Source organism: Leifsonia sp. Root112D2 (assembly GCF_001424905.1).
Lineage (GTDB): Bacteria > Actinomycetota > Actinomycetes > Actinomycetales > Microbacteriaceae > Root112D2.
Map to the genome: position 1 here is coordinate 137041 of NZ_LMCU01000001.1, position 20678 is coordinate 157718.

Annotated in this window: 19 protein-coding genes; 6 read left to right on the plus strand and 13 right to left on the minus strand. The window is 65.6% G+C overall.

Annotation, left to right across the window (positions count from 1 at the left end; translation table 11 throughout):
• Nucleotides 1-46: 46 nt before the first annotated feature.
• From ASC63_RS15935 to ASC63_RS00630, 5 genes are all read right to left on the minus strand, one after another.
• Nucleotides 47-2626, minus strand: a complete 2580-nt coding sequence (locus tag ASC63_RS15935) for a GH25 family lysozyme (protein ID WP_082486954.1) — start codon at nucleotides 2624-2626, stop codon at nucleotides 47-49.
• A gap of 175 nt (nucleotides 2627-2801) precedes the next feature.
• Nucleotides 2802-3638: a glycosyltransferase gene (locus ASC63_RS00615; protein WP_055808755.1), complete on the minus strand. Its 837-nt coding sequence runs from the start codon at nucleotides 3636-3638 to the stop codon at nucleotides 2802-2804.
• Nucleotides 3631-4587, minus strand: a complete 957-nt coding sequence (locus ASC63_RS00620; RefSeq protein WP_055808757.1) for a glycosyltransferase — start codon at nucleotides 4585-4587, stop codon at nucleotides 3631-3633. Before ASC63_RS00620 ends, ASC63_RS00615 begins: the two co-directional genes overlap by 8 nt.
• Nucleotides 4588-4621: 34 nt before the next feature.
• Nucleotides 4622-5485 (minus strand): glucose-1-phosphate thymidylyltransferase RfbA, encoded by an 864-nt coding sequence (gene rfbA / locus ASC63_RS00625; protein ID WP_055808759.1) that lies wholly within the window; start codon nucleotides 5483-5485, stop codon nucleotides 4622-4624.
• Between the two features lie 2 nt (nucleotides 5486-5487).
• Complete coding sequence (locus ASC63_RS00630; protein WP_055808761.1) at nucleotides 5488-6102, minus strand: dTDP-4-dehydrorhamnose 3,5-epimerase family protein; 615 nt, start codon at nucleotides 6100-6102, stop codon at nucleotides 5488-5490.
• Between the two features lie 150 nt (nucleotides 6103-6252).
• Here ASC63_RS00630 and ASC63_RS16565 point away from each other — a divergent pair, with 150 nt between their 5' ends.
• The 3 genes from ASC63_RS16565 (at nucleotide 6253) to ASC63_RS00645 (ending at nucleotide 9744) form a co-directional block, all read left to right on the plus strand.
• Nucleotides 6253-8031, plus strand: a complete 1779-nt coding sequence (locus tag ASC63_RS16565) for a cell wall-binding repeat-containing protein (RefSeq protein WP_082486956.1) — start codon at nucleotides 6253-6255, stop codon at nucleotides 8029-8031.
• 88 nt (nucleotides 8032-8119) lie between these two features.
• The gene (rfbB, locus tag ASC63_RS00640; protein ID WP_055808763.1) at nucleotides 8120-9106 is read left to right on the plus strand and encodes a dTDP-glucose 4,6-dehydratase; all 987 of its coding nucleotides are present in this window, start codon (nucleotides 8120-8122) and stop codon (nucleotides 9104-9106) included.
• Nucleotides 9107-9222: 116 nt separating this feature from the next.
• Nucleotides 9223-9744 carry a hypothetical protein gene (locus tag ASC63_RS00645; RefSeq protein WP_055808765.1) on the plus strand — a complete coding sequence of 174 codons (522 nt, stop codon included), beginning with the start codon at nucleotides 9223-9225 and terminating at the stop codon, nucleotides 9742-9744.
• Nucleotides 9745-9821: 77 nt separating this feature from the next.
• Here the strand turns inward: ASC63_RS00645 and ASC63_RS00650 are convergent, their stop codons facing one another.
• Nucleotides 9822-10478 carry a response regulator transcription factor gene (locus ASC63_RS00650; RefSeq protein ID WP_055808767.1) on the minus strand — a complete coding sequence of 219 codons (657 nt, stop codon included), beginning with the start codon at nucleotides 10476-10478 and terminating at the stop codon, nucleotides 9822-9824.
• Nucleotides 10472-11986: a sensor histidine kinase gene (locus ASC63_RS00655; protein WP_055808768.1), complete on the minus strand. Its 1515-nt coding sequence runs from the start codon at nucleotides 11984-11986 to the stop codon at nucleotides 10472-10474. Before ASC63_RS00655 ends, ASC63_RS00650 begins: the two co-directional genes overlap by 7 nt.
• A 187-nt stretch (nucleotides 11987-12173) precedes the next feature.
• Here ASC63_RS00655 and rfbD point away from each other — a divergent pair, with 187 nt between their 5' ends.
• Both rfbD and ASC63_RS00665 read left to right on the plus strand, forming a co-directional pair.
• On the plus strand, nucleotides 12174-13070 hold the full coding sequence (gene rfbD / locus ASC63_RS00660; protein WP_055808770.1) for a dTDP-4-dehydrorhamnose reductase: 897 nt from the start codon (nucleotides 12174-12176) through the stop codon (nucleotides 13068-13070).
• Complete coding sequence (locus tag ASC63_RS00665; protein WP_055808772.1) at nucleotides 13045-14181, plus strand: glycosyltransferase family 4 protein; 1137 nt, start codon at nucleotides 13045-13047, stop codon at nucleotides 14179-14181. The genes rfbD and ASC63_RS00665 overlap by 26 nt, the downstream gene beginning before the upstream one ends.
• On the opposite strand, the gene ASC63_RS00670 is transcribed toward ASC63_RS00665, so the two are convergent.
• The 4 genes from ASC63_RS00670 to ASC63_RS00685 all read right to left on the minus strand — a co-directional run bounded on the left by ASC63_RS00670 (nucleotide 14104) and on the right by ASC63_RS00685 (nucleotide 18495).
• Nucleotides 14104-15381, minus strand: coding sequence for an acyltransferase family protein (locus tag ASC63_RS00670; RefSeq protein WP_055808774.1), 1278 nt, complete (start codon nucleotides 15379-15381; stop codon nucleotides 14104-14106). The genes ASC63_RS00665 and ASC63_RS00670 overlap by 78 nt on opposite strands.
• A 71-nt stretch (nucleotides 15382-15452) precedes the next feature.
• Complete coding sequence (locus tag ASC63_RS00675) at nucleotides 15453-16820, minus strand: LCP family protein (protein WP_055808776.1); 1368 nt, start codon at nucleotides 16818-16820, stop codon at nucleotides 15453-15455.
• Nucleotides 16817-17326: a 5-(carboxyamino)imidazole ribonucleotide mutase gene (gene purE / locus ASC63_RS00680; protein ID WP_055808778.1), complete on the minus strand. Its 510-nt coding sequence runs from the start codon at nucleotides 17324-17326 to the stop codon at nucleotides 16817-16819. Before purE ends, ASC63_RS00675 begins: the two co-directional genes overlap by 4 nt.
• A 17-nt stretch (nucleotides 17327-17343) precedes the next feature.
• Nucleotides 17344-18495 (minus strand): 5-(carboxyamino)imidazole ribonucleotide synthase, encoded by a 1152-nt coding sequence (locus ASC63_RS00685; protein ID WP_200936701.1) that lies wholly within the window; start codon nucleotides 18493-18495, stop codon nucleotides 17344-17346.
• A 147-nt stretch (nucleotides 18496-18642) separates the two neighbouring features.
• On the opposite strand from ASC63_RS00685, the gene ASC63_RS00690 reads away from it, so the two are divergent.
• Complete coding sequence (locus ASC63_RS00690; protein WP_055808781.1) at nucleotides 18643-19203, plus strand: GtrA family protein; 561 nt, start codon at nucleotides 18643-18645, stop codon at nucleotides 19201-19203.
• Here ASC63_RS00690 and ASC63_RS00695 read toward each other — a convergent pair.
• Nucleotides 19162-19833: a PH domain-containing protein gene (locus ASC63_RS00695; RefSeq protein ID WP_082486965.1), complete on the minus strand. Its 672-nt coding sequence runs from the start codon at nucleotides 19831-19833 to the stop codon at nucleotides 19162-19164. The genes ASC63_RS00690 and ASC63_RS00695 overlap by 42 nt on opposite strands.
• A 6-nt stretch (nucleotides 19834-19839) precedes the next feature.
• On the minus strand, nucleotides 19840-20637 hold the full coding sequence (locus ASC63_RS00700; RefSeq protein ID WP_055808783.1) for a biotin--[acetyl-CoA-carboxylase] ligase: 798 nt from the start codon (nucleotides 20635-20637) through the stop codon (nucleotides 19840-19842).
• Between the last annotated feature and the right edge of the window lie 41 nt (nucleotides 20638-20678).

A 20678-nucleotide genomic window follows, 5' to 3' on the forward strand; every position in this document is an offset into this window, starting at 1 on the left:
GCGAGTTACGGGTGTGACGAAAGGGACGCCGCCTCCCCCGTTCGGCCTAACCGTAAATGTTCCAGCCGTGGCCGATCAGAGTTGCGGTGTAGAAGCCGGCCTCGGGTCCGCCCGTGGATCCTGTGTCGGCATAGAACCACAGCGTGCCGTCATTGCGAACCCCGAGCAGATCAGCTATCGAGTCGCCGTTCCAGTCGCCGACACCCACGATGCTGCTGTATGCATTCCAGCCGCTGCCGATGCGCACCGCGGGTGCATAGCCGCCACTCGTGCTGCTGGCCTTCCCCGTTCCCGCATAGAACCACAGGGTGCCATCGGGACGTGTGGCGAGAAAGTCCGGCTTCCCGTCCTTATTAAGATCACCCGTGCTGATGAGCTTGTCGTAGGCCGACCATCCACCGTTGCCCACTTTGGCGGCTTTGGTGTACCACGCGTTCACGCCAGTGGAGGTTTGTGTGCCCGCATAGAACCAGAGGGTGCCGTTCGTGTTGGTCGCCAGCAGGTCGGGCTTGCCGTCGCCGTTGAAGTCGCCGGCGATGATGTGACTGTACGCGTTCCAGCCGCCGTTGCCGATCTTCAGCGCCGGCTTGTAGCCCTCGCTCGTCGAACTCGGCTTTCCGGTGCCTGCATAGAACCACAGTGTGCCGTCGCTGCGTACCGCGATGAGGTCGTTTGTGCCGTCGCCATTGAAATCCCGCGTGCCAATGATGCTCGTATAGGCGTTCCAGCCGCCGTTACCCACCTTGAGAGCAGGCCTATACCACGCGCTCGCTCCCGTGGTCTTGCCGGTTCCGTTGTAGTACCACAGAGAACCGTCTGCTCGTCTGGCAAGCAGATCGGCGCTCGCGTCGCCATTGAAATCTCCGGTGTCCACGACAGCCGTGTACGCGTTCCAGCCGCCATTGCCGATCTTCAGCGCCGGCTTGTACCCCTCCTGCGGTGTCCTGGTTCCAGCAATGAACTTCAGCGTGCCGTCAAGAGATCGCGCCATCAGATCGGGGAAGCCATCGGAATTCATGTCTCCGGGGGCCAACAAGAGATCGGATGCCGTCAGTCCCGACGAATTGATCGCGATCGCCGGCAAATAGTAGCCGCCGCCACCGCCACCGGTGCCCTGGTAATAGAGCAGCTTGTCATCGGGAAGAACGCCAATGAGGTCTGGCTTGCCGTCCCGGTTGAGATCGCCGATGCCGAGAACTTGATTGAAGTTATTCCAACTGCCATCGCCGATTTTCTGTGCGGCCAAATACCCGTCGTTACTCGCGTTGACGACTCCTGTGCCCTCGTAGTACCACAACGTGCCATCGAGCCTGCGCGCAAGCAGGTCTGGCTTGCCATCTCCATTGAAGTCGCCGGATGGAATGAGTTGGGTATAGGCGCCCCAGCCGCTGTTACCGATCTTCACGACGGCACCGAATGCCGCTCCCGTGCTCGCGACGCTCCCCGTGCCCGGATAGAACCACAGCGTGCCGTCAGGCTTGCGGGCGATCAGGTCGTTTCTCTTGTCGCCGTTGAAGTCGCCGACGCCGACGATGGCGTCATAGATATTCCACCCGGCGCCGATCTTCACCGCAGCGCCGTAGCCCTCGCTGGTTCCGCCGACGCTTCCCGTGCCCGGATAGAACCACAGCGTGCCATCGGGCCTGCGGGCAATAATGTCGGGCTTCTTATCGCCATTGAGATCGCCGACGCCGAAGATCGGCATGTCGAGCGGATTCGTGACCGTAGATCCTGTCGTGCCGCGCGCGAAGGACTGCAGGGTACTCAGCGAGCCGTTGAAGACATCCGAATCACCGGGATAAATACCCGCGCTTGTGTATTGCCACATCGTGTAGCGCGTCCAACTGGCGGGCAGCGTGCCCGCACCGTCGGCGATGTTGTTCGGGTAGCGGGCGATGAACAGGGGATTGTTGGCGAAGCCGGTGCTGTTGCCGGTGCACTTCGTCCACCAATCGGTCGTCGTGTAGATGGTGGGCGTTCGGCCCGTACGGGAGAGCACGGTGTTGGAGAAGTCCGCGATCCATTGGATCATCTGCTGTGTGCTCAGGCCGTAACAGGTCGCTCCATACGGGTTGTACTCGATATCGAGCATCGGGGGCAGCGTGCGCCCATCGGCCTTCCAGCCACCACCGTTGTTGACAAAGAAGTTGGCTTGAACAGCACCGGAAGAATCGCTCGGCACCGCGAAGTGGTAGGCCCCCCGAATCATGCCGACGTTGTACGAGTCGGTGTATTGCGACGAGAACGTGCTGCTGCGGTAACCGGTGCTCTCGGTAGCTTTGATGTAGGCGAAACGCGCACCCTTGTTCCACACGTCTTTCCAGTCGACGCTCTGCTGCCAGGAGCTCACGTCGAGACCGGGCACGCCGGAAGGTACGGCATTCGACGTGGCGACCAGGCTGCGTGGCGCCATCCGCGGCGACGGCGCGACCGCCGTCTCCCGAGGAATCGTGGAGCCCATGCTGTGATTGTGTGCGGCATTCATCTGTGCGAGTGACGGGCTGGAATCGGTGCCTGAGCCGTCAGATCCGGTGGCGAAGGCGGGTGCAGCAACGCCGACGAACAGCCCGGCAAACAATGCGAGAGCCGTCGCCGAGGCAAGAGCAATACGAGATACATAGCGCATAGAAATGGCGCCCCCAATGGAGTTCACGCTCGTGCAGCCGCTTGATGTCGGACAAGCAACCATTCGGTCCGACACGGCAGGTGCCCGACCACGGTGAGCCTAACCCCGCCCCGGGAGCCGGTCACGGACTGCGCCCACACACACGGCAGATTACCCCCGTTTTGGGGCCACGACGTCAGCGCTGGCGCCCGCCACGCGCAATGAAACGGCGGTACGCGATGCGACGCAGCCCCTCGGGAACAAAGCGGTACAGCCCGCGCACCGTCACATTGCGCAGGTACTGCGCGCGGCTCGTGAAGCGGATGCGACGCAACGCCTTCTGCAGTTGCAGCTCGCTGCGCCACTGCGCGCGTCCACCGCGGCGGGCGTATGCGCCCTCCCCCACGCGATACATGACGAGGGGGTCCGCGACGTTGTCGACGCGCGCGCCCGAGGCGAGCATCCGAGCGAAAAGCCAGTAGTCCTCCATGAGGCCAAGCTGCTGGTAGCCGCCGGCCTTCTCCACGGCCGACTTGCGGTACACCACCGTCGGGTGGCTGAAGGGGTCGTGAAAGCGCGCGTAGTGCTCGATTACCGGCTGCCCCGTGTGCGGAACCCGCCGGCCGACGATGGTTCCGATCTCATCCTGAAACTCGAGCATGCCGCTGCCTAGGAGATCGAGCCCGCCAACCACGAGCGGCACCTGCCGGGCGAATCGATCGGGCAGCGAGATGTCGTCGGCGTCGATGCGCGCCACGATCTCGTGCTCGCAGCGCGCCAGGCCTGCGGTGAGCGCGACGGCGAGGCCGCTGTTCGTCTCGAGCACCACGCGGTCGACAGCAACCGGACTGGAAGCAATGGCGCGCTCGATCTCCGCGTCAAGTTCGTCGTCGATCGGGCCGTCCTGTACCACGACGACTTGGCTGGGTCGCAGTGTCTGGTCGAACACGCTGCTCGCGAAGGCCTTGCCGAAGTGCGGCGCGGTGTCGCCCCGGTAAACCGGGAGCAGAAGGGAAAACGGGGTGTCAGCCACGGGCCCCCTCTATCTCCCGCACCTCGTCGCTCGTGGCGCCGAGCCCGGCCAGCGACTCGACGTTCGCGCGGGGACGAGTGCGCCAGCCTTCTCGCCAGCCCCGCCGGAATCCGTCGCGCAGCACGGCGCGGTCGTCAGAGCGCCGCACCGTGCGCAGCCAGCGCAGCACGCTCGAACCGCCATAGAGCAGCTTCTCCCCCGCACCGAGACTGCGTGAGGCGCGCAGCATCCAGAGCTTGTTGCGCACTTCGAAGTAGAAGCGCGGGCCGGGATCGGTGTCGGTGGAGCCGAGCACCCTGGTCTTGTGAACGACGACGCTCGACGGCACGAAGACGCCGCGCCGACGTCGCAACAGACGAGTGGAGTATTCGAAGTCGTCGTTCCAGATGAAGTAGTCGGCGACGGGCAGTCCGGCCGCACGCACGGCATCCGCTCGCATGAAGATGGAGACGAAAGAGGTACTGCGCACGGCGAGATTACCGCGCTCGGCGGCAGCAGCCCTCTCGCGCTTCGAAACGAACGGCTTCTCTCGCGGGGTGTTCATGGGGTGATCCTGACCGTCGGTCCAGATGACGCGGGATCCCGCGACCGCGAGGTCGGTGCCGTCGACGGCGACGAGCAACTCCTGAAGCGCCGTTGGCGTGGGCACCGTGTCGTCGTCCATCGCCCAGATCCAGTCGGGCTCATGCTGCACCAGCGCCCGGGCGAAGCCCGCAGCGAAACCGCCTGCACCGCCCGTGTTGCGCTCGAGCGTGACCAGATCGATCAGCTCGCCGGATGCGCGCGCAACATCCCCGGAACCGTCCGACGACGCATTGTCGACGACCACGACTCGCGTGACGGGAACGCTCTGCGCCGCCAATGCTTCGAGAACCTCGGCCAATAGATCCCGGCGATTGTATGCGACCACGACGGCCACGACCGAGGGCGTGGAGGTAAGAGGGGGCATCCGCAAATTATCCCCTACTGCACCGGTGATCCGCTCAGCCAGAGAGCAACCCCTCCAGGTAGCGGCCGTATCCGCTCTTCGCGAGCGGTGAGGCGAGAGCCTGCAGCTGGGCGTCGTCGATCCAGCCGGAACGCCACGCCACCTCCTCGATGCAGCCGATCTTGAAACCCTGGCGGTCTTCGATGACACGAACGTAGTCGCTGGCCTGCATCATCGATTCGAAGGTTCCGGTGTCGAGCCAGGCCGTGCCGCGCTCGAGCACCTGAACCTGCAGACGATTCGCGTCGAGATAATGCTGGTTCACCGTGGTGATCTCGAGTTCGCCGCGCTCGCTCGGCGTGATCGACTTCGCGATCTGCACAACCTCGTTGTCATAGAAGTAGAGGCCGGGCACCACGTAATTGCTCTTGGGAGCGGTTGGCTTCTCCTCGATCGAGATCGCCCGGCGATTGCCATCGAACTCGACCACGCCATACGCCTCGGGGTTGCTCACGTGGTAGGCGAAGACGAGCGCGCCATCGATGTTCTGATGATTCTGCAGCGCGGTTCCGAGACCGGAACCGTGAAAGATGTTGTCACCGAGCACGAGTGCCACGCTCTCGTCGCCGATGAACTCCTCACCGATGACGAAGGCCTGGGCCAGCCCGTCTGGCGAAGGCTGCACGGCATACTCGAGCCGGATGCCGAGTTCGGAACCGTCGCCGAGAAGCGCCCGAAACTGCTCGTTGTACTCGGGTGTCGTGATCACCAGAATCTCGGTGATGCCCGCCATCATGAGCGTCGACAGCGGGTAGTAGATCATGGGCTTGTCGTAGATCGGCATCAGCTGCTTGCTGATCCCCCGCGTGATGGGCCAGAGCCGGGATCCCGATCCGCCCGCCAGAATGATTCCGCGCATGCCTAGCTCCGCTCGTCGTTCGTGAGTGTGGCGTAAAAGGCTCGGGTGTCTTCCCAGGTGGGCAGCAGACCGGATGCCGCGGCGGCGGCCAGGCCCGGAGCATCCGTGTCCTTCGGCGACAGCAGCAGTTCGCCCGCCTCCGGTGGGAACCGCAGCGCGATATCGGGGTCGAGCGGGTTGATGCCGTGCTCGCGGCCCGGGTTGTAAACATCCGTCACGAGGTAGCTCACCGTGGCGTCGTCGGTGAGCGCGACGAAGCAGTGTCCAAGCCCCTCGGCCAGGTAGATCGCGCGGCGGTCGACGTCGTCGAGCAGCACGCTGTCCCACTGGCCGAAGGTCGGCGAGCCGACACGAATGTCGACCACGTAGTCGAGCACGGCGCCGCGCGGGGCTGTCACGTACTTGGCCTGGCCGGGCGGGATGTCAGCAAAGTGGATGCCGCGCACGGAGCCCCGCCGCGACACCGAGGTGTTCGCCTGTCGCAGATTCAACGCATGCCCGACCGTCTCCTCGAGCCGATCGAAGCGGTACCACTCGAGAAACACGCCGCGATCGTCGGAGTGCTGCTGCGGCGTGATTTCCCAGGCGTCGGGCACGGACAATTCACGGATCTGCACGCGAGGCAGTCTATCGGCCCGGCGAACGGCCTCATCAGCGGAGCCTCACCAAGTCCTCCGCCACCTGTGTCACCACCATTGGGGCGAGACGCACTAGCCAGGTAGGCAATAGTTTCGAAGTGCTCCTCATACCCGCTTCGAGAGGTACCCGTGCGCACGCTGACTTCCCTTGTGATCGCCCCTGCGCTGATACTGTCGGCCCTCGCTCTGGCTCCGGTGGAGGGCGCATCAGCCTCTCCCATCGAAACGACGGCCGCACAGTTGCTCGCCGAACTGACCACGGCAGCACCCAGCACCGTGCCATATTCCCGCACCCAGTTCGTGCACTGGGTTGATGCTGACAACAACGGATGCGACACTCGCGGCGAGGTTCTCATTCGCCAGTCGACGACGCCGGTCGTGCGCACGTCGAGTTGCACCGTCACCAGCGGACGTTGGGACTCGTGGTACGACGGTGCGACCTGGACGGCAGCATCCGACGTGGATATCGACCATTTTGTTCCGCTGAGCGAGGCCTGGAAGTCCGGTGCATACGGTTGGACCGCCGCCCAGCGACAGGCGTATGCCAACGATCTCGACTTTCCGCTGAGCCTCGTTGCCGTCACCGACAACGTCAACCAGTCCAAGAGCGATTCCGATCCCGCCACATGGCTCCCGCCATTGAGCAGCACGTGGTGCAGATACGCGACCGACTGGGTGCTCGTGAAGTACCGCTGGCACCTGAGCGTCGACACCACCGAACGCGCCAAACTCAACTCCCTTCTCGCCCACTCCTGTGGCAGTGCGACGGTCGCTACTCCGACGCGTGCATCCGTGAGCGCTGTGGTCGCAGCACCGTCGGTACAGCGGCTCTCCGGGGCGGATCGTTATGCGACGGCCGTGAGCATCTCCCGCCAGTACCCGGCAGGGGTGCCCGTCGTGTACATCGCAACAGGTGCCAACTTTCCGGATGCTCTCAGCGCAGCACCCGCTGCCGCGCTCCAGGGCGGTCCGCTCCTCCTGACCGCCCCGACGAAGCTTCCCGACACTGTGATAACCGAGATCAAGCGGCTATCCCCGCAGAAAATCATTGTTGTCGGCGGAACCGGTGCCGTATCGGCGTCCGTCTACTCCCAACTTTCGAAACTCACGGCGTCGATTCGGCGCGACTCGGGGGCAGATCGCTACGCGACATCACAGACCATCAATCGAGCGGCCTTTTCGGCCGGTAGCGCACGAATGGCGTACGTCGCGACGGGCAGCAATTTTCCGGATGCTCTCAGCGCCTCGGCTGCGGCCGCTAGCAGCGGTTCACCCGTGATGCTGGTGGCAGGCACAGGAACCGCGGCGGGAGCGGCAACCACCACGCTGATGAAGCAGCTCGGAGTCTCGAGCGTGCGCATCGCCGGTGGCACGGGTGCCGTCTCCGCACGCGTGGAGAGCTCGCTTCGCGCGGCGTCAGGGGTGACCTCTGTCTCGCGTCTAGCCGGAGCAGACAGGTACACAACGTCGAGCGCGATCAATCGCACAGCGTTCGCGACCGCGTCGACCGTCTACTTCGCGGTGGGAACGAACTTCGCCGACGCGCTCGCGGGTGCAGCGCTCGCCGGCCGCAACGGCGCCCCGCTGTATGTCGTTCCCGCAACGTGCGTTCCCGCCGATGTGATAGCCGATCTCAATGCACGCGGAACATCCAGCCGGGTCCTCCTCGGCGGCACCGGTGCTCTGGGAGCCGGCGTGGCGAGCCTCACCCCCTGCGCCGTGCCCAAACCCCCGGTCAAGCCGACGCCGCCTCCCGTCAAGCCGACCAAGCCGGGCGACAAGAACTGCAGCGACTTCCCCAACCAGGCAGCGGCGCAGTCGTGGTTCAACACGTATTTCCCGTATTACGGCGACATTGCCCGCTTGGATTCCGACGGCGATCGCATCGCGTGCGAAAGCCTGAAGTAACGGAGTAACGCGATCGCCGATGCCGACCATTTACGAGTCCCGGTAGACTCGCGGGGCATACGCTCCTGAGGAATGGTCAGCACCCGAAATGAAGATTCTCGTCACCGGCGGCGCCGGTTTCATCGGCTCCAACTTTGTGCGGCGCACGCTGCAGGATGCCTACCCCGGCCTCGACGGCGCCGAGGTCGTGGTGCTCGATGCGCTCACCTATTCGGGCAATCTCGAGAATCTCGCCCCAGTGGCGGATTCGCCCCGGTACAGCTTCGTGAAGGGTGACATCCGCGACGGCGCCCTGCTCGACCGGCTCTTCCCCGAGGTGGATGCGGTGGTGCATTTCGCGGCGGAATCGCACGTCGACCGCTCGGTGCGCGACGCATCCGTATTCGTAGAGACCAACGTGCTCGGCACGCAGCAGCTGCTGGACGCCGCGCTGCGCAGCAACCTGGCGCGCTTCGTGCACGTCTCCACCGACGAGGTGTACGGGTCCATCGCCGAGGGCTCGTGGGCCGAGGACCGCCCGCTCGAGCCGAACTCGCCGTATTCGGCGTCCAAAGCAGGCAGCGATCTGCTCGCCCGCAGTTATCACCGCACGCACGGGCTCAACGTCTCGATCACGCGCTGCTCCAACAACTACGGCCCGTACCACTTCCCCGAGAAAGTCATCCCGCTGTTCGTCACCAATCTCATCGACGACAGGCACGTGCCCCTCTACGGCGAGGGCAACAACATTCGCGACTGGCTGCACGTCGACGACCACTGCCGGGGCATCGCTCTGGTGCTGGTGGGCGGTCGCGCCGGCGAGATCTACAACATCGGCGGCGGCACCGAGCTGACGAACAAAGAACTCACCCAGCTGCTGCTGGATGCCACGGGCAAGGACTGGTCGTACGTCGACCGGGTTGCCGACCGGCTCGGTCACGACCTGCGCTATTCCGTGGACATCTCCAAGATCAGCGCCGAGCTGGGCTATGCGCCGCAGGTGCCGTTCGAGCAGGGGCTCGCCGACGTCGTGCAGTGGTATCGGGACAATCGCGCCTGGTGGGAGCCGCTGAAGGCCCGGGCCGCGCTCGGCTGAGCTACCACGGTTGATAAGGACTCTCTCATCTGCGTCTCGTCGTCGCCTCATCTGCGCTGACGAGAGTAGACGCAGCAGGGAGCAACTACCCCTGCGGGAATGAGAGTCGAAACGTAATGAAGATATCTACCAAGATCATCGTGACTTCCGCGGCGAGCATCCTCGGCGTCGCACTGGCAACCGGCGGCGCCTACGCGGCCACGGGTTCACTTTCCGTCGCGGATGCCCCGGGTCAGGTACTGCAGACCAGCGGCGTCGGCCCGGCGGCCGACCACGCGAGCGATACGGCGAAGAAGCACGCCAACGAGCACGCGAAGGGTATTTTCGGCACGCCCACGGCGATTCCGACCGCCGCACCGACCACCGTTCCGGGTGCCTCAGCGGATGCCACGGCTGACGCCACGGCGAACTCGAAGAGCGCCCAGGGCACGGCTTCGTCGAGCAACACGGCCACCCCGGTGCCCCCGAGCATCGCGTCGAAGGAGGCTTCCACCGTGAAGGGCAACCTCACGGGCAAGGAGATCTCCGCGTGGGCACACGCCAAATCCTCCGCCACATCCTCCGTCGAGACCGTGGCACCGACCGCCCCGATTTCGGTGGGTGTCGACGCACACGCGTCGGCGAAGGCCGGCCACTAGGCCGCTCAAACCTGCCCGTCCCTAGACGGGCAGACGGGCCGGGTTGCGTGCTTCGGGTGCGCGCATCCCGGCCATTCTTATCTCAGCCGGTATCCCATGCCACGCACCGTCTCGATGCGCTCGGCACCGATCTTGGCGCGCAGATAACGAATGTATACCTCGACCACATTCGAGCCGGGGTCGAAATCGAGCCCCCAAACCCGACTGAGCAGTTGCTCCCTGCTGAGCACTTGGTCGGGGTGTCGCATGAACTCCTCGGCGAGGGCGAACTCCCGGGCGGAAAGATCGATCATCATGCCGTCGACGGCGATGCGTCGGGTCTTCATATCGAGTTCGAGACCACGAGCCTGCACCGTTCCGGCGTCAAGCGGGCGGGAGTCCTTGAGACGCAGTCGTACCCGTGCCAGAAGCTCATCGAATCGGAACGGCTTCGACATGTAGTCGTTGGCACCACTCTCCAGGCCACGCACGGTGTCACCGGCAGAGTCTCGCGCGGTCAACACGATGACGGCAATCGGGTTGCCCTCCCCACGCAGCGTCTCGAGAATCTCGAAGCCATCACGGCCGGGCAGCCCCACGTCCAGGATCAGCAGCTCATACGCCCCGCTCTGCGCCTCGGCGAGCGCGGTCACACCGTCGGCGGCCGTGCTGACGGTGAATCCGGCCGCGCGCAGGCCCTTCTCCACGAACGACGCGATGCGATCCTCGTCTTCGGCAACCAGAATCCTTACCATGGGTGTTCTCCTCCCCCGGCTTCGAGCGGTTCGTCCGCGCTCCGCACGGTGTCACGCAGGGGAATCCTGATCGTGAAGGTCGATCCTTCTCCCACAGCGCTGGAGAGCAGGACAGTGCCGTCGTGCGCCTCGGCGATGGCAGAGACTATCGAGAGTCCGAGACCGGACCCCTCTGCTCCCCGGCTCGACTCGAGCCGGCCGAATCGTTCGAAGATGCGTTCCTGGGCTTCCTGGGGAATGCCGGGGCCGACATCCGTCACCGAGAGGTGCAGCCAGTCGCCAGTGCGGCTGGGTACCACGGCTCCGCCGATGGTGATCTGTGCGCTTGGGCTCGAGTATTTGGCCGCGTTGCCGGCGAGCTGCAGCCAGGCCTGAGTGATACGGCGGGCGTCGACGGATGCCCGCGTGCCGGTCGGTGCGACGGTCCGCCAGTCTCGCTCGGGGTCGAGAGCCACGGCCTTGGCCGAGACCGCCTCGGTCAGCTCGCCCATGTCGACGAGGGCGAGGTCGACGAAATGGGGGGCGCGCGACTCCGCAAGGAGCGATATCTCTGAAACCAGAGTGCTCATACGGTCCAGTTCGTCGATCGCGAGCGCGCGCGTGACGTTCAGCTCATCGACATTGCGTGTGTCCAGCAGCTCCAGATGGCCACGGATGATGGTGAGAGGCGTCTTCAATTCGTGGCCGACATCGTCGATCAGGCGACGCTGGCCGGTGAATGCACTCTCGAGTCGGTCGAACATGCCGTTGATCGTTCGGGTGAGTTCGGAGATGTCGTCATGCCCGTTGACGACGATGCGGTCGGAAAGGTCGGCGCCGGTCTTGGCCGCTGCCGCCTCACGCAGAAGCCTGATCGGTGCCAGCAGCCTACCCGCGACAAACCAGAACACCGCGCCGACGAGCACGAGGGCGGCGAGAGCCACGAGAATGTAGGTCTGGAACGATTGGGCGACCGAGCCCAGCCTCGCATCAAGGTCGTATGCCGCGACGTAGAGGCCCGCCTTCGAGTCGCCGGCGACGCGAACCGGCACTATGACGTAGCGCAGCGTGCCGAGCGCACTCCTCGCCGTGCCGCGAACCACGTGTGTCGCATCCGCCTCCGCGACGATCCGTTTCATGAATGCCGAATCCTTCTCCATGTGAAAAGGCATCGAGACGGCAGGCACAAGGGCCGGCGCGTCATCGATGAACCCGAGCACGCCCTCGTTCGCGTCAGGGATGATCTGCTGCATCGCGACACGCAGAACGCCCTCCACCGTCGTCGGGGCCTCTGCGGAGGTCTTGCCCGCCGCTATCGCGCGCAGTTCGGGCACCGTGTGCATGAGCTCGTCATCCACCGCCGACAGCACCCTCTCGCGCTGCACGAGATAGGAGGCGACACCTGCGGCAGCAAGGCCTATCGCGGTGGCGGCGAGAATCGCCGCCAGGATGCGCGAACGCACCGAAAGGGTGCGGCGCGGCCGCTCGGCGGCGTCGGACCGACGACGACTCGTGCGGTATCGGGACATCAGTCGATTATCCCGCCCAGCCCACCACAACCGGGCAGCCGACGATGAGACTCTTCTCATCGAAACCCCCTTACCCGAATCTGAGTTCCGCGGGGTTGCGCCGTTCCGCGTGGGGCGTGCCTCCCGCGGAACGGCGCAACCCCCGCGCGGCGGGCTTCGTTCCCGATGCGCCCAGTACGCTGAGGAGATGCATTCCGCCGCCGCACCATCCGTGAAATACCTCATCACCGGGGCGGGCGGAATGCTCGGGCAGGATCTGCAGAAGGCGCTTGCCGGGCGTGACGTCACCGCAGCAAGCCGGGGCGAACTCGACGTGAGCGACCTCGACGCGGTGCGCCAGGCGGCATCCGGTCACGACGTGATCGTCAACGCGGCCGCGTACACCAGGGTGGACGACGCCGAGGAACACGAAAAACTCGCCCACGCGGTCAACGCCGTCGGCGCCGAGAACCTCGCGAAAGCCGCAGCGGAAAACGGCGCGCGGCTCATACAGCTCTCGACCGACTATGTCTTCAACGGGCGCGCGAGCGCGCCCTATGCCGAAGACACCCTGCTTGATCCCATCAGTGCGTACGGGCGCACCAAGGCGGATGGCGAGCGGCTCGCTCAAGCCGCGAACCCGACGGCCACCTACATCGTGCGCACGGCCTGGCTATACGGTGCCGGCGGCCCCAACTTCGCCGAGACCATGCTGCGCCTGGCACAGACCCACGAGACGGTGAGCGTCGTCAACGACCAGTTCGGACAGCCCACCTGGACCGGCGACCTCGCCGCGCAGATCGTCACCCTGCTCGATTCGGATGCGCCCGCCGGCATCTACCACGCCACGAACGCCGGCAGCGCCAGCTGGTTCGACTTCGCCCGAGCGGTCTTCGCTGCCGCCGGATTGAACCCTGATAAAGTCACACCCACGGACAGTTCACGATTCGTTCGACCGGCACCGCGACCGTCGTATTCGGTGCTCGCGCACGAGTCGTGGCGAGCCGCCGGTCTGTCGCCTCTGCGCGATTGGCGCGAGGCGCTGGCAGCTGCCGCCCATGCCGGAGTTTTGGAGCCCGATGACAACCCTGCGCGTAGTCGTTGACCCGCTGATCACCAAGGTGCCCGGCGGCATCGGCAGATACACCGAGGAACTCACCCGCCAGCTGATAGCCACCGCGCCCGCCGGCTGCGACGTCGAGGGAATCGTCGCGTCGCATCCACAGGAGAAGATCGACGCGCTCGAGGCCCGGCTGCCCGGCCTGGCCGGCCTGCACAGGCTGCCGTTGCGGCGGCGGCAGCTCGCGCGAGCCTGGCAGTACGGCATCGCGGTTCCCCTCGGCGGCGGCATGATCCACTCGCCGAGCCTGCTGGCCCCCCTGCTCAAGCACGACACGCTCGACGCCGGCGAACAGCTCGCGGTCACCATTCATGACGTACTCGCGCTAACTCATCCGCAGAGCCTGGCAAACCACGATGCCCAGTGGCAGAAGGCCATGATCAAGCGCGCCCGCAAGCACGCGGATGCCGTTGTCGTTCCCACGCACGCCGTTGCGGAGGCCCTCGGCGAGCGATTCGACTTCGGCGATCGCATCCGGGTCATCGGCGGGGCTCCGGCGAGCACGCTGCAACGCCCGGCGGATGCCGACGAGCGCGCCGCAGCGCTGCGTCTGCCCGAGCGCTACGTGCTCACCATGGGCAGCATCGACCCCCGCAAGGGCGTGCGCTCCCTGATCGCGGCCATGGCCCTGCCCGAGGCCGCCGGCCTGCCGCTGCTGATAGCGGGCTCCGGCACCCTCGGCGAGGAGAGCGCAGAGGGCATTGCGGCCGCGGCCGGTCTGCCCGAGGATCGCGTGCGCGCTCTCGGCCACCTCGACGACGACGATCTGGCCACGGTTCTCGACCGTGCCGCCGTCTTCGTGTATCCCTCGCTGGCCGAGGGCTTCGGCCTGCCGCTCGTCGAGGCCTTCCGCTTCGGCACGCCCGTTGTGCACTCCGACGACCCGGCACTCGTCGAGGTCGGTGGAGGGGCTGCGCTGGTCGTGCCCCGTGCGGATGCCGCGGGCTACCCGCAGCGCCTCGCTGAGGCGATAGGGCGGGTGCTCACCGATGGGGCGCTCGCCGACCGCCTGAGCGTGTCAGCGTCGGACCGCGCCCGCGCGTTCAGCTGGCGCGACTCCGCCGAGCGGGTCTGGCAACTGCACGCCGACCTCTGAGCGCGCTGGAACTGACGTGCCGAAGGCAAGGGCGTACCGCTTCGATGCCCAGGCTCCAAGACGCTTGGCCCAGCCGTGACTGCGTGATTCGATGAGCCACCAGAACCCGGTCGCCACCAGAAGCGCGAGCACCGCGGCAAGCGACACCGCCGCATACCAGGAACGCCCGCCGATGAGATAGCTCGTGAAGATCAGAATCGGCACGTGCACGAGGTACAGGCTGAACGAGATCTTGCCCACGAACTGCAGGGGCCGCGTGGAAAGCAGCCCACGCATCACGCTCCAGCCGATGCACGACACCACGAGCATCGCGGCGGCGAGCGGAGTCAGCGCCCGCAACGCCATTGCCATATCGTCGTTCACCGTCGGCATCAGCCCCGTGAACCACGAGGAGATGAGCAGAATCCCGCCCCCGGCCGTGATGGCGAACCACAGCAGGTGGTGGCCCCTGCGGTCGTTGAGCCTGTCGGCGAAGGCACGCACGGCATCCAGTCGCGCCGCGATTATCGCTCCAACGAAGAAGGCCGGAAAGTAGCTGAGCGCGCCGGAACCGCTCTGAACGCCGAGCCAGGTGAGCAGCACCGCGGCCGCGATGCCAGCCATCCACCACCGCTTCAAAACCATGGCCAGCAGAACGAAGACCGGAAGGGCGAGGGAGAACAGCATCTCCCAGCGCAACGACCACAGCGGGTTGTTGATCTGGCCGTCGCCCCCGACCAGGTCCATGCCCTCGACGACGAGCTTCCAGGTCAGCGTCGGGGTGCTTGAATCGCCGAGCCAGGTACCGGATGCGGCGAGTCCCCGCTGCGGAATGGCGAAGACAAAGGCGGCCGCCACCAGAACGGATGCCACAACCGGCACCCCCAGACGCACCACGCGACGCGGAAAATAGGCGATCCAGTCGAATCCGCGACGCTTCAGCACCGGCAGGGTGACCACCAGTCCGCTTAAGACGAAGAAGACGATGACGGCCTCACTGCCAGCGGTCAGCAGCTTCAGTGGCGTGTAACTGAACCACCAGATCAGACTGCCAGCCTCGGCGTGAGCGCCTTCGACGTTGCCGGGAAAGTTCGGGTTCGTCAGTGCCGCGTGATGAGCCAGAACGACCAACGCCGCAATTCCGCGTAGTCCGTCCAGCGCGATAAGCCGATTCGTTCCGCTTCGCGGCGATGAGGTTTGTCTGCTGTCAATGGGCTGCATAGACGATTCAGGTTAATCGCTTGCCCTTGGAAAACGCTGTGTACCCCGTTCGGGGGTCAGAAATGCCCCGGTCAGCCGCCGCTTTTCGGAGTCGACGTCGCGGGGGTGAGGGCCTTCTTCACCATCGCATGAATCTGCTCGTAGTTCGGATTCGCCGGGTCGATGGTCGGCGGCACGAGTTCCAGGTTGGTGACGGGAACCTTGCGGGTCTTCATGCCGAGGTCCACAAAATAGCCGAGCATCTGCTGTGGAATGTCGGTTTTCACCACCTGCTGGCCCGCCGACGCTATCGACTGGAACTTGGTGACGACATTTAGCGGATTGATCTGCTTGAGAATGGCGTCCTGCAACTCGCGCTGGCGCGCCATGCGGTCGTAGTCGCCGCCGGGGCTGCCGTGGCGTGATCGCGCGTACCACTGGGCGGTGTAGCCGTTCATGTGCTGCTTGCCGGGGTAGATCCAGCCGGTGACCCCATTGAGGTTCTCGTCACCGCCGATGGGCAACTTGCTCTTCACGTCGATGTCGACGCCGCCCAGGGCGTCGATGAGGTCGGCGAAGCCTTGCATGTCGATGAGCACATAGAACTGGATCTTCAGCCCGGTTGCGCCCTCGAGGGCGTCGCGCATCGCCTCGATGCCGGGCTCGCTGTGCTGCTTGATCGCATCCGGATACAGCTTCTGCTTGTACACCTCGACCTCGGTGTAGATCGAGTTGAGCTGACACACGTCAACATCGCAGGTGTCGTTGTAACCGTAGCCGTTGGGATAGTCGGCAAGCATGGGTGATCCGGCCGAGAACGGCGTGGGATTCAGGTCGCGCGGCAGGCCTATCGTGACGGCCTTGCCGGTATCGGCGTCGATGCTGACCACCGACATGCTGTCGGGGCGCATGCCCTGGCGGTCGGGGCCTGCATCGCCACCGAGCAGCATGATGTTGTACCGGCCGTCGACAGGCGCAACCGAGGGGCCTGCGGCAAAGATGTTGCCCAGCGTTCCGCGTGCGGAACCGGCCACGACCGAGGCGTAGCCGGCGGTGCAGGCGACGCCGATGAGCAGCAGAACCGAGAACGCGGCGATCCACACGCGCGAGCGCGGCGCCGTCTTCACGAGGCGCACGAGCCGCACGGTGTCGAAGGTGAGGATGACCCAGACCACGACATACGCGACGAGCAGGATCTGTGCCGCGAGCAGCCCCAGCGAGGAGGTGCCGATGTCATAGAGCGTGCGCGGCGAGAGAAGGTAGACAACGAGCGTGAGCACGGCCAGCGCCCACAGCACGAAGGTCGTGAACAGCCCGAAGCGCCCGAGTTTGCGGTTGCCGGCCAGAATCTGTGCGGAGCCCGGCATCAGCAGGTTGAAGACCACGAGCCACCAGCCGCGACGCGACATGAAGCGCGGCGAGGCGGTATCCGGGTACCGAATCGGGCTCGCTATCGTCATAGCCGAGTCTGCAGGTCCGCGTTCTTCGTCTCGACCAGCGCGGCGAGGTCTGCGGCGTAATCGGCGAGCCGAACGCTCAGCGCGGCATCCGCCGTGGCGAGAATCTTCACCGCGAGCAGTCCGGCATTCTTCGCGCCACCGATCGACACGGTGGCCACGGGTACGCCGGCGGGCATCTGCACGATCGACAACAGCGAATCGAGTCCGTCGAGACGCGAGAGTGGAACCGGAACACCGACGACGGGCAACGTCGTGACGGCGGCGAGCATGCCCGGAAGATGGGCTGCGCCCCCGGCACCGGCGATGATCACCCGAATACCGCGACCGGCGGCAGCTCGACCGAAGTCGATCATCTTCTCGGGCGTGCGGTGGGCCGAGACGACCTGCACCTCATGGGCAACACCGAACTCGGTGAGCACCTCGGATGCCGCGCTCATGACCGGCCAGTCCGAGTCGCTTCCCATCACGACGGCAACGAGGGGCCGGGGTGAATTCTCGCTGGGCATGGGGTCAATGTTAGGGGCTAGTCCTGAAAGAACGCCGCTGCGCCACGCGCCTGAAAAGCCACCTCGTCGAGGTCCGCTCCCGAGGCCGTGACGTGCCCCACCTTGCGCCCGGGCCGCGGGGCCTTGCCGTAGGCATGCACCTTGACACCCGGATGCGCGGCGAGCGCGGCCGGGTACCGATCCTGCACGCTGCCTTCAGCCGGGCCACCCAGAATGTTGACCATCACCGAGAACGGCTCCCGAGCCTCGGTGGCGCCCAGCGGCAGGTCGAGCACCGCGCGCAGGTGCTGCTCGAACTGGCTGGTGGTGGAGCCGTCGATCGAGAAGTGCCCGCTGTTGTGCGGGCGCATGGCGAGTTCGTTGACCAGCAGACGGTCATCCGTCGTCTCGAAAAGCTCGACGGCCAGCACACCGGTGACGCCCAGGCCGGATGCGATGGTCTGCGCGATCTCCGCCGCCACCTCGGCCAGACGGCCGTCCGAGCGCGGTGCCGGGGAGATGACCTCGGCGCACACGCCCTCGCGCTGCACGGTCTGCACAACGGGCCACACCGCGGTCTCGCCCGAGGGCCGGCGGGCGATCAACTGGGCCAATTCGCGACGAAACTCGACGAGTTCCTCCACGATGAGGGAGCCGCCCCGGCCGTCCTCGGCGAGAGCAGTGAACCAGTCGTCGGCGCCATGCGCATCCGCAACGACGCGCACTCCCTTGCCGTCGTAGCCCCCGCGAGCGGTCTTGACCACACCCCGGCCGCCGTGACCGGCAAGGAAGGCGCCGAGATCTTCGGCGGACTCGATCGCCGCCCATTCGGGCATCGGAAGGCCGAGCTCGGCGAGCCGGCGCCGCATGAGCAGCTTGTCCTGCGCGTACTGCAGCGCATCCGGAGTGGGGTGCACGGTGATGCCCTGCGCCACCAGTTCTCGCAGAACCGCCTGCGGAACATGCTCGTGGTCGAAGGTGACAACGTCGACGGTGCGGGCAAACGCCAGCACGGTGTCGAGATCGCGATAGTCGCCGACGCCGGTGGCAGCCAGTTCGGCCGCCATGCCCTCGGCCTCCTCGAGCACCTTGATGGTGAGCCCCAGGTTGATGGCCGCGGGAATCATCATCCGCGCCAGTTGACCACCGCCGATCACGCCAACGCTGTACCCACCAGGACGGCTACCCATTTCGCAGAAATCTCATTTCGCCAATTTTTCCTTCATTAGTATCAGAATGTTCAGCTTCGGTCTGGAAAACTCCCAGTGTGCAGATCGGCCACTCGCGTAAGCTCGCGATCGCATGTCCATCTTCGCCCATGAAAACGGATTCGACGTATGCCTGTTCAGCCCAGTAAGCGATCACGCGGTGCGCGGCTGCTGCCGCAGCTGCTGAAGTTCGGCACCGTTGGCGGCGTGGGCTTCGTGGTCAACCTGCTCGTGTTCAACGGCCTGATGCTCACGGTTCTGCGCCCGTCGATCGTGCACCATGGCCCCATCTACGCGACAATCATCGCCACCCTCGTCGCGATAGTCACGAACTGGGTAGGCAATCGCTACTGGGCGTTCTCCGCGTCGCGCCAGAACAACACGGGGCGCGAGGCCGTCGAGTTCTTTCTCGTGAGTCTCGCCGGCATGGGCATTCCCCTGCTGTGCCTGTGGCTCTCGCACTACGTGATGGGCTACACCTCGCTATTGGCCGACAACATCGCCAACAATGTCGTGGGGCTCGCGCTGGGCACGCTGTTCCGCTTCGCGCTGTACCGCTGGTGGGTGTTCTCGCCCAATCGGGCCGCCTCGAGAACGCGGGCGGATGCCGACGGCACGCATCCGGATGCGCTCAACGCCGGTGCGCTGCTATCTGGCGCCCCAGACGCTGGTCTCGTCGGAGAACGCTGAGTCCTCCTGCTGCCTGCGAGTCGCAATGACGTTCTGGTTGTTCTCCATGAGGTCGTGCAACGCGCTCTGCACGAGGTTGGCCCTGGGAACATCGACGAGCACGACGGGGCTCTCGAGCCCGGAATTGATGCGCACATCGCCGGAGCGGAATGCGCTCTGCAGCCAGGTGCGGCGAAGCGAGATGTCGTAACCACGGCTGTGCAGCAGTTCCTGGCGAACCCGCACGAAGAAGCCGTGACGCAGAATGATGCGCCGCGTGGTGATCGTGTAGCGCCGCGACAGCCAGACGACGAGCGGCAACAGAAACAGCAACAGCACCACGAGCCCCGCCCCGGCGAAGAGCGCCACGTTCTGCCAGGCCTCGGTGAACGTGTCGGAGAAGTACCCGACGGCCGCGCAGACGGCGATGAGAACGATGCTCGGCCAGAACAGCGCACGCGCGTGGGGGCGCAGGTGCGCAACGACCCGCTCGGCGGGCGCGGAAGGTGCGCTCTGCTGCGGTGCACGGCTCGATGCCTGCGCCGAGAACGCGGGCACGGTCGGCGCCGTCACCGCAGTGCTCGGTGACGTCAGTGAGGTTGTCGATGGCGTGCTCGACGGCGTTGATGTGCCGCGCGCCCTCTTAGCCATGTTCCATTAATACCTCAGGTGGGTTACATCGCCGGCGGCGACAGCCGTGAGTGCGGTATTGCTCTTCACCACGATGCGCCCCTCGACGTCTATCGCCACCGCCTCACCAAGCAGTCGCTCACCCGAGGGCAGCTCCACCTTGACGGATCTGCCGATGGTCTCGCAGCGTTCGGTGACCGCAGCGAGCAGGCCACTTGACACGGGGTCGCCATCCGCGGCGATGTGGGAGCGGTAGAGCGCGGTCAGTTCGCGCAGGTAGACGGCAAGCATGGCATCCGCATCGATCTCGGTGCCGGGTGCCGCCTCGAGCCGCAGCGAGGTCGAGGTCTCGGTGGGCAGTTCTTCGGCGCCCAGCGTGAGGTTGAGGCCGGCGCCGACCACCACGCCATCGAGACCCGGAAGCAATTCGGAGAGGATGCCGCACACCTTGCGCCCGCGAATCAGCACGTCGTTCGGCCACTTCAGGGCCACCTGCGGCACCACGGATGCGACGGCGCGCGTCATCGCGAGCCCCGCGATCAGAGGCACCCACGCGAGCGTCTCGATCGGCGGCGCGGGTTCACCGGGGCGCAGCAGCACGGAGATCGCGAGGCATTTTCCGGCCGGGGCCACCCACACGCGGCCGAGGCGGCCACGCCCGCTCGTCTGGTTGTCGGTGACGACCACCGAGGCGTCGGGCCAGGATGCGGCATCCGGCCCCGTCGCGCGCCGCACGAGCTCGTCATTGGTCGAGGGTGCCTCGGCCAGGTACTCGAACCGCCCACCCCGCTGCTCGACGTCGGCCCCGCTCTGCACAAGATCCATCCCCCCAGTCTGCCGTCTCCGTCTGCACTCCCAAAACGACG

Bases quoted from the DNA above. Each gene is read 5' to 3' on its own strand.
- ASC63_RS00690 (WP_055808781.1), top strand. From the start codon at position 18,643: ATGCCTGTTCAGCCCAGTAAGCGATCACGCGGTGCGCGGCTGCTGCCG.
- ASC63_RS00670 (WP_055808774.1), bottom strand. From the start codon at position 15,381: ATGCAGCCCATTGACAGCAGACAAACCTCATCGCCGCGAAGCGGAACG.
- ASC63_RS00695 (WP_082486965.1), bottom strand. From the start codon at position 19,833: ATGGCTAAGAGGGCGCGCGGCACATCAACGCCGTCGAGCACGCCATCG.
- rfbD (WP_055808770.1), top strand. From the start codon at position 12,174: ATGCATTCCGCCGCCGCACCATCCGTGAAATACCTCATCACCGGGGCG.
- rfbA (WP_055808759.1), bottom strand. From the start codon at position 5,485: ATGCGCGGAATCATTCTGGCGGGCGGATCGGGATCCCGGCTCTGGCCC.
- ASC63_RS00675 (WP_055808776.1), bottom strand. From the start codon at position 16,820: ATGACGATAGCGAGCCCGATTCGGTACCCGGATACCGCCTCGCCGCGC.
- ASC63_RS00685 (WP_200936701.1), bottom strand. From the start codon at position 18,495: ATGGGTAGCCGTCCTGGTGGGTACAGCGTTGGCGTGATCGGCGGTGGT.
- ASC63_RS15935 (WP_082486954.1), bottom strand. From the start codon at position 2,626: ATGCGCTATGTATCTCGTATTGCTCTTGCCTCGGCGACGGCTCTCGCA.
- purE (WP_055808778.1), bottom strand. From the start codon at position 17,326: ATGCCCAGCGAGAATTCACCCCGGCCCCTCGTTGCCGTCGTGATGGGA.
- ASC63_RS00665 (WP_055808772.1), top strand. From the start codon at position 13,045: ATGACAACCCTGCGCGTAGTCGTTGACCCGCTGATCACCAAGGTGCCC.
- ASC63_RS00645 (WP_055808765.1), top strand. From the start codon at position 9,223: ATGAAGATATCTACCAAGATCATCGTGACTTCCGCGGCGAGCATCCTC.
- ASC63_RS00655 (WP_055808768.1), bottom strand. From the start codon at position 11,986: ATGTCCCGATACCGCACGAGTCGTCGTCGGTCCGACGCCGCCGAGCGG.
- ASC63_RS00620 (WP_055808757.1), bottom strand. From the start codon at position 4,587: ATGCCCCCTCTTACCTCCACGCCCTCGGTCGTGGCCGTCGTGGTCGCA.
- ASC63_RS00650 (WP_055808767.1), bottom strand. From the start codon at position 10,478: ATGGTAAGGATTCTGGTTGCCGAAGACGAGGATCGCATCGCGTCGTTC.
- rfbB (WP_055808763.1), top strand. From the start codon at position 8,120: ATGAAGATTCTCGTCACCGGCGGCGCCGGTTTCATCGGCTCCAACTTT.
- ASC63_RS00700 (WP_055808783.1), bottom strand. From the start codon at position 20,637: ATGGATCTTGTGCAGAGCGGGGCCGACGTCGAGCAGCGGGGTGGGCGG.